A 15,031-nucleotide genomic window follows, 5' to 3' on the forward strand; every position below is an offset into this window, starting at 1 on the left:
AGCAGGCGAATAACTGATGAAAGGTAATTAAATGATAATCAACTGTCTTTGTGGTAGTGATTTTTGCCTGCTATGCTGCCAGCCGGGTGGCTAGTGTGGTCGCAAGTGCCGGTCAGCCCCGCCCTGCCCGCCGCTGGCGCTACACGTTTACGGCGCAATATATAGGGGCCAAAAAATGCCGGGAAACGCCTTGCTGCCTGCTGCCGGGGCACAAAAACTCGTTGCTTATTGCCAATTGGGCTACCGGCCCAGGTTTTAGGTTTCAAAACAGCCGCTGAAGGCGCCAGCCCAACATTTAGTGGGTAAAGTGAAAGCTGGCGCGCAGATGCTTGCCTGCTACGCAGTCGCGGACGTACTTTTGGCTACTTTCACATTCGTTTATGAAATCATCTCACTGCGCTTTTGCCCTGATTTTCTTCTCGCTAGGTATTGCTGGTACAGCGGCGGCTCAGACGCGGCGGCCCACCCCCGGCAAGCCGGCAGTCAAGGGCCGGCCGGCATCGAAGGTAGCGGCCCCGCCGGCTCCTATTGAAAGTGCCAAGCGCATTGACAACTCGGCCGAAGATGGGAAAGAGCCGCTCATTATTAATAAGGTAAAGATAAAAGACCCGGTGCTGGTTTTTTATCAGCAAACGGCCCCACCAATGCAGTGCAGCAGTTGCTGATGGACGAAAAAAACCTGCCCTTGCTTAAGACAGTGCCGCTCGAAGAGCTGGTAGCCCGCCGCGAAGTATTTATTGATGGCCTCGGTAACTACGACCCACCCGGAACCACGGCCGACGCCCAGAAATATCGCCTGGCGGGCGTGAGCCTGCTGGCCAACAGCGAAAAGCGCCGCCCGGCGCCTGATGGCCGCAGCACGTATGCCCGCCTGAAAGTTCCCAGCCCCGGCGAGCTGTACGTAGTGCGCGAGTCGGCCGAAGGCTACCGGCATTTTGTGAGCGGCCCCCAGAAAAAGGGCTCCCGCATCGACTTTGCCGTCAACGGGTTGCCTGGGGTAGATTCGGTTCGTGCTATATATACCTTGCGCAAGATAGATGCCTCGGAGCGCGGGGCCGGCAGCGGCGATATTATTCGGTAGCCGCTGCCACGGCGCCGCACGCGCGGCCGCTGTGCCAGCCTGAAGGCAGCTTCTATAGGGAGTAGGCTGGAAAAGCTGTCCACTTTGGCGTTTTTCAGCCTACTTCCTGCCAAGGTGTAAAAGGCGCTACGCTTCAGCACGCTCACTTCGGAAAACCGGGACTACTGAAAAATTTGGTGCGCTGATGAACAGAATGCGGGTTTTATATAGTAAAAATAAGATATGTGGCCTGGGACTGCTGACCAGCCTGCTAGGACAGGGGCAGTAGCGCAAACCACGCTCCGGCTTACGTCAGTGCCGGCGGCTACGCCGGCTGGGCAAGCACTTTATGTAGCGGGCTCATTCAATAACTGGGAGCCCGGCGCAGCCGGCTATGCGCTAACGCGCCAGCCCACCGGTACTTACGAGCTGGTGCTGCCTGCCACGGTACGCGGCCCCCAGGAGTTTAAATTTACCCGTGGCTCCTGGGCAACGGGAGAGTCTGACGCTGCTTTTCAGCCGGTGACGAACCGGCGGGCTACTTTTGGCAACGGCCCGGCTACGCTTACTTTCCAGGTAGCGACCTGGCAAGACCAACGCCCCGGCGGGGTTGCTGCAGCCGTGCCCAAGGTGCACACGGCCGCGGCTAATGTGCGTATTCTGGCCGATTCTTTTCGGCTGCCCCAGCTAAATGGGCGGGGCCGCCGGGTATGGCTCTATCTGCCGCCCGGCTACGCGGGCTCGCGCCAGCAGCGCTACCCGGTGCTGTACCTGCAAGACGGCCAGAATGTGTTTGATGACGCTACTTCCTTCTCGGGCGAGTGGGGCGTTGATGAAACCCTGAACCAGCTGGCTACCCAGGACCGCCACGCTGCCGGCTGCATTGTAGTAGCCGTAGACAATGGTGGGGCGCGGCGGCTCGACGAGTATTCGCCCTGGGCGAATGCCGAGTATAAAAAAGGCGGGGAAGGCGACCAGTACACGAACTTTCTGGCCCTCACCCTCAAGCCCTACATCGATGCCCACTACCGTACGCTGCCTGATGCCGCCCACACGGCCATTGCGGGTTCGAGTATGGGGGGCTCATTGCCCTGTACGCAGGCATCAAGTACCCAAAGGTATTCGGGCGAATAGGCGTTTTCTCGCCGGCCATCTGGTTTGCTAAAGATTCGCTGCTGCGCTATGAGCGCCGGCACCAGCCGGCTCCGCTCAGCAGCCGCTTTTACTTTGTGGCCGGCCCGGCCGAAAGCGAAACTATGGTACCGCTCATGATAGAAGCCCGTAATGCCTTGCTGGCCAGGGGCGTGCCAGCAGCTAACCTTATGCTGAAAGCGCCCGTCGATGGCAAGCACGCCGAATGGTTTTGGCGGCGCGAGTTTGGCCCAGCTTACCACTGGCTGCTGGGCAACTAGCATCTTTTTTCAGCCTGCCGGGTTGCGGTGTTTTAAGAAATCGACAAAATCCTTGCAGATTTGAGTACTGCCCGTATATTTGCTGCCGTATGAATCGCAAACAACTGGTCATTATGATGCTGAATTGCCGACCCAAACCGGGCCTCGGAATCGCGCGTCATGGCCGGCTGCCACGGGTACTTAGCAACTAAATGCTTTTACTCCTTCGGTTCAGCTAACGCTTTACAGCCCGATTCCAGATTTCTGGAGTCGGGCTTTTTTTGGTATTTCCTTTTCGTTACCGCAATGTCACTGCACCTGCTCGCCCGCCCTCACCACCCTGCCGCGCCCGCTGCCGGCATGGTCTGGAAGATGCTGTTTGACCGCCAGCAGGCGCTGCTGCACCGCTGGGCGCCGCCGGCATTCGGCCGGGCGCTCGCCGAGCTAGGCCTGCGCCGCGATGCATTGCCTAACCTGCTGCCTATCAGCCAGGTGGTGCGGCAGCGCACCGGCTGGACACTGCTGCTCGCCGAAAGGCCCGTAACCGAATCTGCCTATTATGCCTCCCTGGCCCGGCGCGAGCTGCCGGTAGTATCCCGGCTGCGCACGTTCAGCGAGTTTGACCAGCCGCCGGGTGGCCCCGACCTCTTTGCCGACCTCTTTGGCCGGGTGCCGCTGCTGCTGGAGCCTGGCTACGCTGAGGCGCTGCACGAGCTGGGCCGCGCCTGGGAGCTTGGCAGCAGCTCGGCGGCCGTCGCGCTGCTGCGGCGCTTCACCCGCCTCACGTTCGACCAAGGCCTGCTGGCCCCGGCGGGCGGGCGGCCCCATTTTTATGGGGTTTCGTTGCTTACTTCGGCCCGCCATCTGCACGCGGCCGCGGCAGCCAACCCATCGGTGTATGAGCCGCTGGCAAATGCAGTGCGCTACCTGGGGCAGCCAGCATCGGCCGAAGCATGCATCACAGCGGTGGGCCCAAGACCCTATTTTGTGGCCGAAAGCTGGGCCGACCTCCTCGACGTTATCCAGCAGCTGCGCGAAGAGCTGGTCAAAGCTCAGCGGCAGGCCACGGGCGGCCACGCACAACTGGCGGAAAGCGGTTGCGGCCTACTGTAGAGACGCATCTTTGCGTCTCGGCGCTGAACGACTATAACTGCGCGGTTTAAACAACGCCGAGACGCAAAGAAGCGTCTCTACAGGGTGCCTACTTACTGGAACTGCTCTACTTCCGATGGCCGCCCACGGGCATTGGCCGCGCGGCTATTCGAGTTGCGTAAATATTGTAGATTTACTATGTTTTGCTAGAGCTTCACTAGTTGTTTTAAGAAGAAGCTGTTCAGCAAATCGGAAAAACCAATCCTGAACGACATGCTGACGTTCAGCTTCGCTGCTGGCTGCTCATCTTAAAAAGGGTTTGCTAACAGCTTATCGGTTGGAGCGTAGCAACAGAAACAAAAAGGACCTGCTTCAGCTGAAGCAGGTCCTTTTTTGTCAGGTAAAGCAGGAAGCGATTGCTTATGCTTTCAGGCGGGCTTTCAGGTAAGCCAATGCTTTCTGATGGGCGTCGGCCGCCAGCTCTTTGTTGTACTTCGGGTTAGAAGGATTGGCGAAGGCGTGGTCGGCGGGGTATTCCTTAACGGTTACTTTTTTGCCAGCCGTTGCCATGTCTTTCTCAAACTGCTTTACAACTTCGGGATTAATCCACTTATCCTGGTCGGCAAACAAACCTAATACATCCGAATTCAGGGTTTTAAGCCTGGCCACGTCTTTTTCAGGCATGCCATAATACATCACGCAGCCGACGGTTTGCTTGCCGCCGAGCAGGGCCGTTTGCAGGCTCCAGCCACCGCCGAAGCACCAGCCCACCGACGCAAACTGCGCCTTGGGGCCGGCATACAGCTGGGCGCCCTTGATGATGGCCGTGGCCCGCTCTGTTTTTACTGCTTGCATGTATTTGCCGGCTTCTTCGGGCGTGGTAGCCACCTGGCCGTCGTAGAGGTCGAGGGCAATAACGTTTACGCCGGGCAGCTCCTGGGCATAGGTAGCGGCCTCCTTCTTGATGTAATCGTTGAGTCCCCACCACTCGTGGATGACAAACAGAAATTTATTGGATGGCTTGGCGCTCTTTATCTCAAAGGCGTGGCTGGTACCGCCATCGGTGGTTTTAAACTCAATCATTTTTCCTTCTCCCTCATACGAGTAGGGGAGAGGCGCCTCGTGGCCGCCCGAAAAATCCTTATCAGTAGCCAGCATGGCAAAGGCTTCGGTAGCGCTGGCGGCAGCAGGGCGGGCGCAGCAGCTTAGCACGGTAGCAGTCTGGGCCTGGGCCGCCGTGCTACCAAAGGTGAGCGTTGCCGCAATGAGTAAAAATAGTTTTTTCATGGGTGAAAAGAAGGGTTGAAACGAATCTGGTAGCCTTAACCGAAGGAGCAGCCAGAGGTTTTGCTGGTAGAAGCCGGCCGGCTCCGCCAGCTTATCCTGCGTAGCCGGTGCACACAACGGCCCCCAGCTCGGTAAGCAGCGAAAACAGCCCGACGTAAGTTCGGTTCAGGTACACAAAGTGCGCCGAGCCGCGGGGCTCGCGCTGCTGGCGCAGCTCCTTGTCCTGCATGAGGTCGTCGCCGAGCGCATAAAGGCTCTGAAGATAAGCAGGGTCGCCGAAGTCGAACGTGGCCTGCCGGAAAGGGAGGCCCACCAGCTCCAGCGACTGCGTGAGGGTGCGCAGGTACAGGGCGCGCAGCGCCGGCGAGTCGGCCGGGCGCAGCACGCCGGCTTCCGTAAGCAGCGCTGACAGGCGCGCCTCATCGGCCAGCGTGGCCGGGTCGAGCAGGGCCAGAAACTGCTGCTGCTCGAGAGGCGGCACGTCTTTCACGCAGCCAAAATCGAGCACGCCCACCGTGCCCCCGTTGGTAGTGCTAAAAAGAAAGTTGCCCGGATGCGGGTCGGCATGAAGCTGGCGCAACTCCCGGAGCTGGTACTGGTAGAAGTCCCAAAGCGCCTGCCCTAGTTGGTTGCGCACGGCCGAAGTAGGATTATCGGCTAGAAACTCTTTCAGATGCTGGCCGGGCAGCCAGTCCATGGTAAGAATGCGGGCCGACGAAAGCGTCGAATAGTAGGCCGGAAATTGTAGGTGCGGCAGGTGCCCGCACTTGGCGGCAATGGCCTGCCCCCGGCTCAGCTCCAGCCTATAGTCAGTCTCTTCCAGGAGCCGGGCTTCGACTTCGGCCAGGTAAGGGCGCAGGGTTTCCTCTTTGAGGCCCATAATGCGCAGCGCCACGGGCTTTACCATCGCAATATCGGAGCGGATGCTCGCGCCCACTCCCGGATACTGCACTTTTACGGCCAGGGCATGGCCATTCTTTCGAGCAAAATGCACCTGCCCGATGCTGGCCGCCTGCCGGGCATTGGGGTCGAACTCGTCGAAAACTTCGGCGGGCGAGCGCCCAAACGCATCGCGAAACGCCTTGACTACCAGTGGCCCCGAGAGTGGCGGCGTTTGGTACTGCGCCTGCCGGAACTGCTCGGCATAGGCTGGCGGCAGCAGGTTTTTTTCCATAGCCAGCATCTGGGCCACTTTCAGCACCGAGCCTTTCATCTCGCTCAGGGTGCCGTAGAGCTCAGCGGCATTGGCCTGGTGCAGGTCGGCAGTCGGCGAGTCGGCTCCGACGGCTTTTTTGGCGTAGTGCTGCACGTAGTTAGCCCCGACTTTAAAACCAGTTTTGGCAAAGCGGGCTGCCCGGGCAACTTTAGAAGTGGGCAGTGAGTCCTGGGGCTGGTCGGCCATAGTGCTAGCTTTTTTGCAGTAAAAACCGCCCGAAATCGAGCGCCGAGTCGAGTGTATTGCGCCCTACCAGGTCAAAGCTCAGGGTCACGGCCTTCTCCACGGCAGCGTCGGTGCGCTCGAAGTTGGCCGACTCATCGCGCACGAAATAGAGCAGCAGAAACTGGAGCTGGCGCAGAAAAATACGCCCGTAGCCATCCTGCAACACCGGCCGGCTGGCAACTTCGCCCGTCGTGCGGCCCTCGCGCAGCAGCTCATTCACAAACACCAGAAATTCCTGCTCAAATACGCTTAGCACTTTGGGAATCAGCGCAGGGCGCCAGCGCTGCGAGCGGCCCAGCGCCAGCAGCGCATAGCTGCGGTTCTGCTTAAGGAGCTCAAGCAACGTATAGTAAAAGGCTAATATCTTCTCGCGGCTGCCGTAGCCCTGCCAGGCCGGCTCCTGCGCGGCCTGGGCCCGCGCATCACGGCCAAAATCGGCCCAGATTTCGCGGTCCAGCACCGAAAACGAAGCGTAGTGGCGATAAAACTCGGCCTCGCTCAAGCCCTGCGTTTCGGCAAAGGCAAAAACAGTTCTGGGCGCGTGGCCGTGGCGACGCACAAAGTCGAGGTAGGCAGCTTTGAGGGTGGTGGGTTCCATGCCGGTATAACCGCTACAGCGCAGGCCTGGTTCGATGCCGAAGGAAGACCCACTCAGCTTACTTGAGCTTGCCCATACCGCCATCCACGGCCAGCACCTGGCCGGTAATGAACGTAGCCTGGTCGGAAAGCAGAAAGGCCGCCAGGCTGGCCAGGTCGTCGGGGTGGCCCACGCGCTGCAGGGGGTGGCGCCGGGCGCCAGCTTCAGTCTTCTCGGGCGTGTTGAGCAAGGCGGCCGCCAGGGGCGTATCGGTGAGGCTGGGAGCGAGGCAGTTTACGCGCAGGCCGCTGGCAGCGTACTCGGCGGCCAGGGCGCGGGTCAGGCCCTCTACGGCAGCCTTCGCGGTAGTAATGCTGGTATGAAAGCTCATGCCCACGGCCGCGGCCACCGTGCTGAACAGCACCACCGATGCCCACCTTCGGCTTTTTTCAGCCGCTTGATGGTGGCTTGCAGGGCCTGCACCGCGCCAAGTACATTCAGCTCAAAGTCGCTGCGAAAATCGGCAACGGGCACGCGCTCAAACGGGCGCAGCTTGATGGAGCCGGGGCAGTAGACCAGGCCGTGCAGTACCTCGGGCAAGCCATCGAAGGTGCTGCCCACGGGCTGCGTGGCATCGTAGGTAAGGTGCGAGGTGCCTAGCGCCGCCAGCTCGGCCGATAGCTGACGCGAGGCGGTAAAGAGGGTGGCACCGCTGGCGTGCAGCTGCCGGGCCGTGGCCAGCCCGATGCCAGTCGATGCGCCGATGACGAGAATATTCTTACCGGTAAAATTCATAAATGGCAGCTTAGGTGCTGCCTGTCAGTCAGGCAGCAGGCAAGCAACCGGCCGGCTCGGCCAAGGTTCGCAGTGCTTACCCAGCAGCAGACACCTCGGCCTGAACGGGCACTGGCTTCGGCTTCTTGCTCACCAGCCACACACCCACAAAAATGAGCGCCGCTTGCCAGGCTTTGTCCCAGGTAAGCGTGTCCTTGCCGGTTGCCACGGCAATGAGAACGGCCAGCACCGGCTGTAAGTAAATGTACACACCCAGCAGTGACGGCGTAGCATACTTCAAGGCCCAGTTATTCAATAAGTAAGCTAGTATAGTCAGGAAAAATACCATATAGCCTATTTCAGCCCAGATATAGAGCGGAAAGCTGCCGTAATCGGCTTTAATAGCCTGGGGTAATCCTACGGGCACCGCAATAACTGCCCCCACCAGAAAGATGCGCGCCAGCACGGTGAATGCATGGTAGGTGCGCATGAGCGGGGCCACCAGCACCAGGTAAAGACCGAAAATGGCGGCGTTTACCAGCAGAAACAAGTTGCCCAGCAGGGCCGCCTGCGGCATGGCCCCATTAGAAGGCCGGCTCAGAATAAGTGCCGCCGCGCCAACCGCCCCCAGGGCCACGCCCACCAGCTTGGGGGTGTCACTTTATCTTTAAGCAGTACTGCCGAAGCCAGCACCACTACAATGGGCGAGATAGTTTGCAGCAGCGAGGCGTTGATAGGCGTAGTCAGGTTGAGGCCGGCGAAAAAAGAGAGCTGGTTGAAGGCAATGCCTAGCAGGCCGCAGGCAATAGCTCGCAGATTATCGGCCCGGCCAATAATCTTGTCGTGCGGAGCCACCAGGCGCTTTACCAAAGCAAAAAACAGTGCGGCCCCGGCAATACGCAGCGTCACGATGCCCAGCGGCAGCATGTAGCGCGGCATAATATCCTTGGCAAGGCTATAGGTGCCGGCATAGATGAGTGACACAAGAAACAGCGCCGTGTGCAGGCGAAACTTAGAAACCATAAGGAGGAGGGCGAACTTTGTAGTTCGCGTCCCTGCGCCGTTCCACTAGTGTAGTGCAAGGCAGGGGCACGAGCTACAAAGTTCGCCCTACTGCCGTACTGTTTGCTGATGGCTTCCCTTTTTGATACTCCTAACCTTGCCCCTTTGGCCGAGCGCCGCCGCCCGCACCGCCTGCAGGACTACGCCGGCCAAACCCATTTGCTCGGCGAGAATGGCGTGCTACGCCGCTACCTGGCTGCCGGGCGGCTGCCCTCGCTCATCTTGTGGGGGCCGCCCGGCGTGGGCAAAACCACCCTGGCCCTGCTGCTGGCCGAGGAGCTGAAGCGCCCTTTTACGATGCTTTCGGCCATTAATGCGGGAGTGAAAGACGTACGCGAGGTTATCGACCGCGCTAAAAAGCAGGCGGGCACTATTCTGTTTATTGATGAGATTCACCGCTTCAGCAAAGCCCAGCAGGATGCGCTGCTGGGTGCGGTGGAAAATGGCATGGTCACGCTCATCGGGGCCACTACCGAAAACCCGTCATTTGAGGTAATTCCGGCGCTGCTTTCGCGCTGCCAGGTATATACGCTGGAGGCGCTGAGTGCCGAAACGCTGCGCGAGATAGTGCGCCGGGCGCTGGCCGAGGACGAGCTGCTCAGTAAAATTCCGGTTGATGTGGTCGAAGACCACGCGCTGCTGGCCCTCAGCGGCGGCGATGCGCGCAAGCTGCTCGGCCTGCTCGAGCTGGTAGTGCAAAGCACCCCGCCTGCGGCCAGTGGCCGCGTGCAGCTCACCGATGCGGCCGTGCAGCAGACTGCCCAGCGCCCGTTGGCCCGCTACGACAAGGGCGGCGAAATGCACTACGACGTTATCTCAGCCTTCATTAAAAGCATTCGCGGCTCCGACCCCAACGCCGCGCTCTACTACTTAGCCGTGATGCTCGAAGGGGGCGAAGACGTCAAGTTTATTGCCCGCCGCCTGCTCATACTCTCGTCTGAAGATATTGGCAATGCCAACCCCAATGCCCTGCTGCTGGCGCAGAGCTGCTTTCAGGCCTGCACGGTTATCGGGATGCCGGAGTCGGACTTAATTCTTTCGCAAACGGTTATTTACCTCGCTACTTCGCCCAAGAGCAACGCGGCCTACACGGCTATTCGGGCGGCGCAGGCCCAGGTGCGGGCCGCAGGCGTGCACCCCGTGCCAGTGCCCCTGCGCAACGCGCCTACCAAGCTGCTGAAGGAGCTGGGCTACGGAAAAGCGTACCAGTACTCGCACAACGGGGAGGGAAATTTTACCTACCAGGAGTTTATGCCCGACGCGCTCAGCGGTACCCGCTACTACGACCCTGGCGATAACCCCGCCGAGCAAAAAATAAGGGAGCGCCTGCGCAGCTGGTGGCAGGAGAAATATGACTATTGACCCGCCCAGCCTGGTAGCGTTTGCAGATTGAGCCAACGTGGTAGTAAGCTGCTGCCTCCGTAATGCAGGGTTAGCAGGCGCGATACAGTTCCTGGAGGTGGTGATGCCCTATTGCGGCGTGTATCTTGCTGCGCGTTTTCAAAAGCTTATGCGCACTGTCTACTTCTGCAAGCGCCGCGCAAGCTACAAAACCCACGATTTTATATGAGACAATTCTTCAAGTTTGTGCTGGCTACCTTAGTGGGGCTGGTGCTGTTTTCGGTGCTGGGCTTTGTGCTGCTGGCCGGCATAGTAGCGGCCATCGGGCGCAGCAGCGCCGAGAAGTCGGTGGCCAGCAACTCGGTGCTGGAGCTGAAGCTCGACAAGCCCATTTCGGAGCGCCGGCAGGCGGCCGACCTTTTTGGCGGTAATGGCTCCACCATCGGCTTGGTAGGACTGAAAGGCGCTATCCGCCGCGCCAAAGCCGACGACGATATCAAGGGCATTCTGCTCGACCTGGAGCTGGTGCAGGGCGGTATGGCCTCGCTCGAAGAAGTGCGCGACGCGCTGCTCGACTTCAAGAAATCGGGCAAGTTCATTGTGGCCTACCACGAGATTTCGTCCGAGAAAAGCTACTACCTGTCGTCGGTGGCCGACGAGATTTACCTGCACCCGCAGGGCACGCTCGAGTTCAATGGCCTGAGCTCGGAGGTGATGTTTTATAAGCGGCTGTTCGACAAGGCCGGCATCGAGCCCTATATTTTCCGGGTAGGCTCGTTTAAGAGTGCCGTAGAGCCGTTTTTCCGCGAAAATTTCTCTGACTCGGCCCGCTACCAAACGGTATCGTACCTCAACTCGCTCAACGACCACATGATTGGACAGGTGGCCGAAAGCCGCAAGATTCCGGTGGCCCGCCTGCACGTTATCTCCGACTCGATGCTGGTACACAATGCCCAGGATGCTCTGCGGCTGCACCTGGTAACCCGGCTTGGCTACTTCGACCAGGTGCAGGATTATCTGCGCAGTAAGCTGGGCCTCAAAGCCGATAAAAAGCCCGGCCTCGTGAGCCTGAGCGACTACCAGGATGCCAGCCGGACCGATGAAAAAGAAGGTAAAACCAGCGGCAACCGCATTGCGGTAATATATGCCGAAGGCGATATTGTGACCGGTAAGGGCACCGACGACAACATCGGCAGCGACAAGTTTGCCGAAGCTATCCGCAAGGCGCGGCTCGACGATAAGGTGAAGGCCGTGGTGCTGCGCGTGAACTCGCCCGGCGGCTCGTCGCTGGCTTCTGATATTATTTACCGCGAAGTGCTGCTGACCAAAAAGGTAAAGCCCATTATTGCCAGCATGAGCGATGTGGCGGCCTCAGGCGGCTACTACATCAGCATGGCCTGCGATACCATTGTGGCCCACCCTAATACCATTACGGGCAGTATCGGCGTGTTTGGGGTGCTGCCCAACATTCAGCCCCTGCTGGCCGACAAGCTCGGCATTACCGTGGACCGCGTGACCACCGGCAAATTCTCCGACCTGCCCACCATCACCCGCGCCCTCTCACCCTACGAGAAGCAGCAGTTGCAGCTGGAAGTCAATACCATCTATGCCGACTTCACCAGCAAAGCTGCGCTGGGCCGCCACATGCCCGTCGAGCGCCTGCGCCGCATTGCCTCGGGCCGGGTGTGGAGCGGCACCGAAGGCAAGAAAATCGGCCTCGTCGATGTGCTGGGCTCGTATGAGGATGCCCTGCGCATTGCCGCCGCCCGCGCCCATCTCAAGGCCGACGACTACCAGGTGCAGCGCCTGCCGCGCCAGAAATCGGGCGTGGAGAAGTTCTTCAGCCGCTTTATGAGCGACAATGACGACGACCAGGCTGCCGCCGAAGCCCGCCTGCTGCAAGCCAAGCTGGGCCCGCTCTACCCGGCCGTGCGCCAGTACCAGCAGCTCATGCAGATGCGGGGCGTGCAGGCTCGCCTGCCCTACGAGCTGGAAATAAAGTAGTTAGCTCATTGTTTATAAAAAAAGAATGTCATGCTGAGCTTGTCGAAGCATCTCTACCACGCCGCTAGGGTCACTAACCTAACGAAGCGGTAGAGATGCTTCAGCAAGCTCAGCATGACGTTCTTTTGTAATCTATGCCCATGAAACACCTTTTCTGCCAAGCTGCCTTTGGCACCCTGCTGCTGGCTGGCCTCGGCCAGACGGCCATCGCCCAGACCACCCTCTACCAGCCCCGCGACATCAAGCGGGCCTTTGCCAAAGGCACCCGCGCCGCCGACGGGCGGCCCGGCCCCCGGTACTGGCAGAATACGGCCCGCTACGATATTACGGTGCAGGCCGCGCCGCCCGCCCGCGACATTAAAGGCCGCGAGCGAATAACCTATTTTAATAACAGCCCGGATACGCTCAAAAGTCTGGTTATCCGGCTGATTCAGAACATTCACCAGCCTGGCGTGTCGCGCGACGGCGATGCCTCGCCGGCTTACCTGACCGAAGGTGTATCCATCGACTCGTTTGCCGTGGGCGGGCAGGCGCGGCCTTACAACGGGCGGGGCCAGGCCACGGCCCAGACGATTGCGCTGCCCCGCCCGCTCATGCCCCACGACTCGGTGCGCCTCTCGTTTGCCTGGCACTTTCCCATTTCGCTGGAAAGCGGGCGCGAGGGTATGATTGACAAAACGACGTACTTCCTGGCCTATTTCTACCCGCGCGTGGCGGTGTATGACGACTACAACGGCTGGGACCGGCTGCCCTTCGTGGACAGCAAGGAGTTTTACAACGACTTCAATAACTACACTCTACGAGTGCGGGTGCCGGCCAACTACCTCGTGTGGGCCACCGGCACGCTCCAGAACCCAAAGCAGGTGTTGCAGCCCACCTACGCCAAGCGGCTGGAAAAATCGATGACCAGCGAGGCAGTGATTCACGTAGCCACCGCTGCCGACCTTGCCAAGAAGGACATCACCGCGCAGCAGCCCTTCAATACCTGGGTGTGGAAGGCCAACGATATTTCCGATGTAACGCTGGGCCTCAGCGACCACTACGTGTGGGATGCCGCCAGCGTGATTGTCGACCCGGCTACCAAGCGCCGGGCCAGCATGCAGGCCGCTTTTGCCGACTCTACGGCCGACTTCCATTCTTCAGTAAAGTATGGGCAGAACGCGCTGGGCTGGTTTTCGCGCAACTGGCCCGGCGTGCCTTACCCGTTTCCGAAAATGACGGCTTTCCAGGGCTTCGCCGACATGGAATACCCGATGATGGTAAACGATAGCCCGCAGAAGGATGAGAAATTCGGGCAGTTTGTGCAGGACCACGAAATCGCGCACACTTACTTCCCGTTTTACATGGGCATCAACGAGAGCCGCTACGCCTTCATGGATGAAGGCTGGGCCACCACGTTTGAGCTGCTCATCGGGCGCACCGAGCGCGGGGCCGAAGCCGACGACTTATATAGAAAATTTCGCGTAAACCGCTGGATTCACGACCCCAGCACCGCCGAAGACCTGCCCACCATTACGCCCAGCAGCGAGCTGAAGGCCGGCTACGGCAACAACTCCTACGTGAAAGCCTCGCTCAGCTACCTGGCGCTGAAAGATTTGCTCGGCGGTGAGCTGTTTAAGAAATGCCTGCATGAGTACATGAACCGCTGGCACGGCAAGCACCCCATTCCGTGGGATTATTTCAACTCGATGAGCAGTGCTGCGGGCCAGGATTTAAGCTGGTTTTTCAACAACTGGTTTTTCACCAACGGCTACATCGACCTGGCACTTACCAAAGCTGAAAAGACAACCCAGGGCACGGTCATCACCATTCAGAATGTGGGCGGCTTCACGGTGCCCGTCGACCTGAAGGTAAGCTACGCCGATGGCAGCACCGAGACCCTGCACCGCTCGCCTGAAATCTGGCGCGCCAATCAGCAGCAGACTACTATCACGGTTCCGGCCGGCAAAGCCGTGCAGACCGTAGCCTTCGACCACGGCCTCTACCTCGATGCCGACACGAGCAACGACCGGATAGCCGTGCAGTAAGGTTTGTAGATGAGCCTGATGCTCTTTTACAGATAGTTGCCTATTATTCTACCTGATTACGTCACCATGCAAGCCATCCAAGAAGCCGTCGCGTACATTCAGGCGCACACTACTAATTTTCGGCCCACCACCGGCATCATTCTTGGCACCGGCCTGGGCGCGCTGGCCCAGGAGGTTGACGTGCAGCATGAAATCAGCTACGCCGACATCCCCAACTTTCCGGTTTCGACCGTGGAAAGCCACGCCGGCCGCCTGCTACTGGGTACGCTGGCTGGCCAGCCGGTAGCGGTGCTGCAAGGCCGCTTTCATTACTACGAAGGCTACACGATGCCGCAGATAGTGCTGCCCGTGCGGGTGCTCAAGCTGCTGGGCATAAGCCAACTCTTTGTAAGCAACGCGGCCGGCGGGCTAAATCCGGAGTTTGCCATCTCCGATTTGATGCTGATTGAAGACCACATCAATCTGCTGCCTACCAACCCACTCATTGGCCCCAACCTCAACGACCTCGGCCCGCGCTTCCCGGACATGTACGCGCCCTACGATGCCGACCTGCTGACCCGTGCCCGCGCGGCGGCCGTGGCGCTGGGCCAGGGCAGCACTACCCAGCGCGGCGTGTACGCGGCTGTGCCCGGCCCCATGCTCGAAACGCCTGCCGAGTACCGCTACCTGCGCACCATCGGGGCCGACGCGGTGGGTATGAGCACTGTGCCCGAGGTTATTGCCGCCCGCCACCTGGGCCTGCCGGTACTGGCCGTGTCGGTTATTACCGACTTATGCTATCCTGGCCAGCTCAAGCCGGTTGTTATCAGCGATATCCTGGCTGCTGCTGCCGTAGCCGAGCCCCGGCTCACGGCCCTGATGAAAGCGGTACTGATGGCAGCTTAAAGCAGTTTCTACATCCGGTTACCGGGCGGGCTGCCGGCTTTTGGCCAGCTGTCCGCCCCAGTCAAACTGGGGCGGGGTTTGAAATATAGC

15 protein-coding genes and 1 pseudogene are annotated in these 15,031 nt (G+C 59.7%); 9 read left to right on the plus strand and 7 right to left on the minus strand.

Annotation, left to right across the window (positions count from 1 at the left end; translation table 11 throughout):
- The first annotated feature begins 380 nt into the window (after nucleotides 1–380).
- From GKZ67_RS04570 to GKZ67_RS04590, 5 genes and pseudogenes are all read left to right on the plus strand, one after another.
- Entirely contained in the window at nucleotides 381–665 is a 285-nt protein-coding gene (locus GKZ67_RS04570) for a hypothetical protein (RefSeq protein ID WP_173241335.1), read from the plus strand.
- On the plus strand, nucleotides 650–1,081 hold the full coding sequence (locus GKZ67_RS04575; protein WP_173241336.1) for a hypothetical protein: 432 nt from the start codon (nucleotides 650–652) through the stop codon (nucleotides 1,079–1,081). Before GKZ67_RS04570 ends, GKZ67_RS04575 begins: the two co-directional genes overlap by 16 nt.
- A 222-nt stretch (nucleotides 1,082–1,303) precedes the next feature.
- Nucleotides 1,304–2,163: pseudogene (locus tag GKZ67_RS04580) on the plus strand (alpha/beta hydrolase); the annotation flags it as partial.
- 126 nt (nucleotides 2,164–2,289) lie between these two features.
- The gene (locus GKZ67_RS23020) at nucleotides 2,290–2,472 is read left to right on the plus strand and encodes a hypothetical protein (RefSeq protein ID WP_254245059.1); all 183 of its coding nucleotides are present in this window, start codon (nucleotides 2,290–2,292) and stop codon (nucleotides 2,470–2,472) included.
- A gap of 285 nt (nucleotides 2,473–2,757) precedes the next feature.
- Entirely contained in the window at nucleotides 2,758–3,564 is an 807-nt protein-coding gene (locus GKZ67_RS04590; protein ID WP_173241338.1) for a hypothetical protein, read from the plus strand.
- 399 nt (nucleotides 3,565–3,963) lie between these two features.
- Here the strand turns inward: GKZ67_RS04590 and GKZ67_RS04595 are convergent, their stop codons facing one another.
- The 7 genes from GKZ67_RS04595 to GKZ67_RS23030 form a co-directional block, all read right to left on the minus strand.
- Complete coding sequence (locus tag GKZ67_RS04595; RefSeq protein WP_173241339.1) at nucleotides 3,964–4,830, minus strand: dienelactone hydrolase family protein; 867 nt, start codon at nucleotides 4,828–4,830, stop codon at nucleotides 3,964–3,966.
- 91 nt (nucleotides 4,831–4,921) lie between these two features.
- Nucleotides 4,922–6,232 carry an ABC1 kinase family protein gene (locus GKZ67_RS04600; protein ID WP_173241340.1) on the minus strand — a complete coding sequence of 437 codons (1,311 nt, stop codon included), beginning with the start codon at nucleotides 6,230–6,232 and terminating at the stop codon, nucleotides 4,922–4,924.
- Nucleotides 6,233–6,236: 4 nt separating this feature from the next.
- Complete coding sequence (locus GKZ67_RS04605) at nucleotides 6,237–6,869, minus strand: TetR family transcriptional regulator C-terminal domain-containing protein (protein ID WP_173241341.1); 633 nt, start codon at nucleotides 6,867–6,869, stop codon at nucleotides 6,237–6,239.
- A 58-nt stretch (nucleotides 6,870–6,927) separates the two neighbouring features.
- A complete protein-coding gene (locus GKZ67_RS24380) occupies nucleotides 6,928–7,275 on the minus strand; it encodes an SDR family NAD(P)-dependent oxidoreductase (protein WP_317172238.1) in 348 nt (115 codons plus the stop codon).
- The gene (locus tag GKZ67_RS24385; protein ID WP_317172239.1) at nucleotides 7,236–7,643 is read right to left on the minus strand and encodes an SDR family oxidoreductase; all 408 of its coding nucleotides are present in this window, start codon (nucleotides 7,641–7,643) and stop codon (nucleotides 7,236–7,238) included. Before GKZ67_RS24385 ends, GKZ67_RS24380 begins: the two co-directional genes overlap by 40 nt.
- A gap of 76 nt (nucleotides 7,644–7,719) precedes the next feature.
- Complete coding sequence (locus GKZ67_RS23025; protein ID WP_254245060.1) at nucleotides 7,720–8,265, minus strand: DMT family transporter; 546 nt, start codon at nucleotides 8,263–8,265, stop codon at nucleotides 7,720–7,722.
- Complete coding sequence (locus GKZ67_RS23030; protein WP_254245061.1) at nucleotides 8,220–8,645, minus strand: DMT family transporter; 426 nt, start codon at nucleotides 8,643–8,645, stop codon at nucleotides 8,220–8,222. The genes GKZ67_RS23025 and GKZ67_RS23030 overlap by 46 nt, the downstream gene beginning before the upstream one ends.
- A 108-nt stretch (nucleotides 8,646–8,753) precedes the next feature.
- Between GKZ67_RS23030 and GKZ67_RS04620 the strand changes: the two genes are divergently transcribed.
- From GKZ67_RS04620 to GKZ67_RS04635, 4 genes are all read left to right on the plus strand, one after another.
- On the plus strand, nucleotides 8,754–10,046 hold the full coding sequence (locus GKZ67_RS04620) for a replication-associated recombination protein A (protein ID WP_173241342.1): 1,293 nt from the start codon (nucleotides 8,754–8,756) through the stop codon (nucleotides 10,044–10,046).
- Between the two features lie 204 nt (nucleotides 10,047–10,250).
- Entirely contained in the window at nucleotides 10,251–12,029 is a 1,779-nt protein-coding gene (gene sppA / locus GKZ67_RS04625; RefSeq protein ID WP_173241343.1) for a signal peptide peptidase SppA, read from the plus strand.
- A gap of 140 nt (nucleotides 12,030–12,169) precedes the next feature.
- The gene (locus GKZ67_RS04630; protein ID WP_173241344.1) at nucleotides 12,170–14,056 is read left to right on the plus strand and encodes a M1 family metallopeptidase; all 1,887 of its coding nucleotides are present in this window, start codon (nucleotides 12,170–12,172) and stop codon (nucleotides 14,054–14,056) included.
- Nucleotides 14,057–14,122: 66 nt separating this feature from the next.
- A complete protein-coding gene (locus GKZ67_RS04635; RefSeq protein ID WP_173241345.1) occupies nucleotides 14,123–14,941 on the plus strand; it encodes a purine-nucleoside phosphorylase in 819 nt (272 codons plus the stop codon).
- Nucleotides 14,942–15,031: the final 90 nt, after the last annotated feature.

Source organism: Hymenobacter sp. BRD67, assembly GCF_013256425.1.
Lineage (GTDB): Bacteria > Bacteroidota > Bacteroidia > Cytophagales > Hymenobacteraceae > Hymenobacter.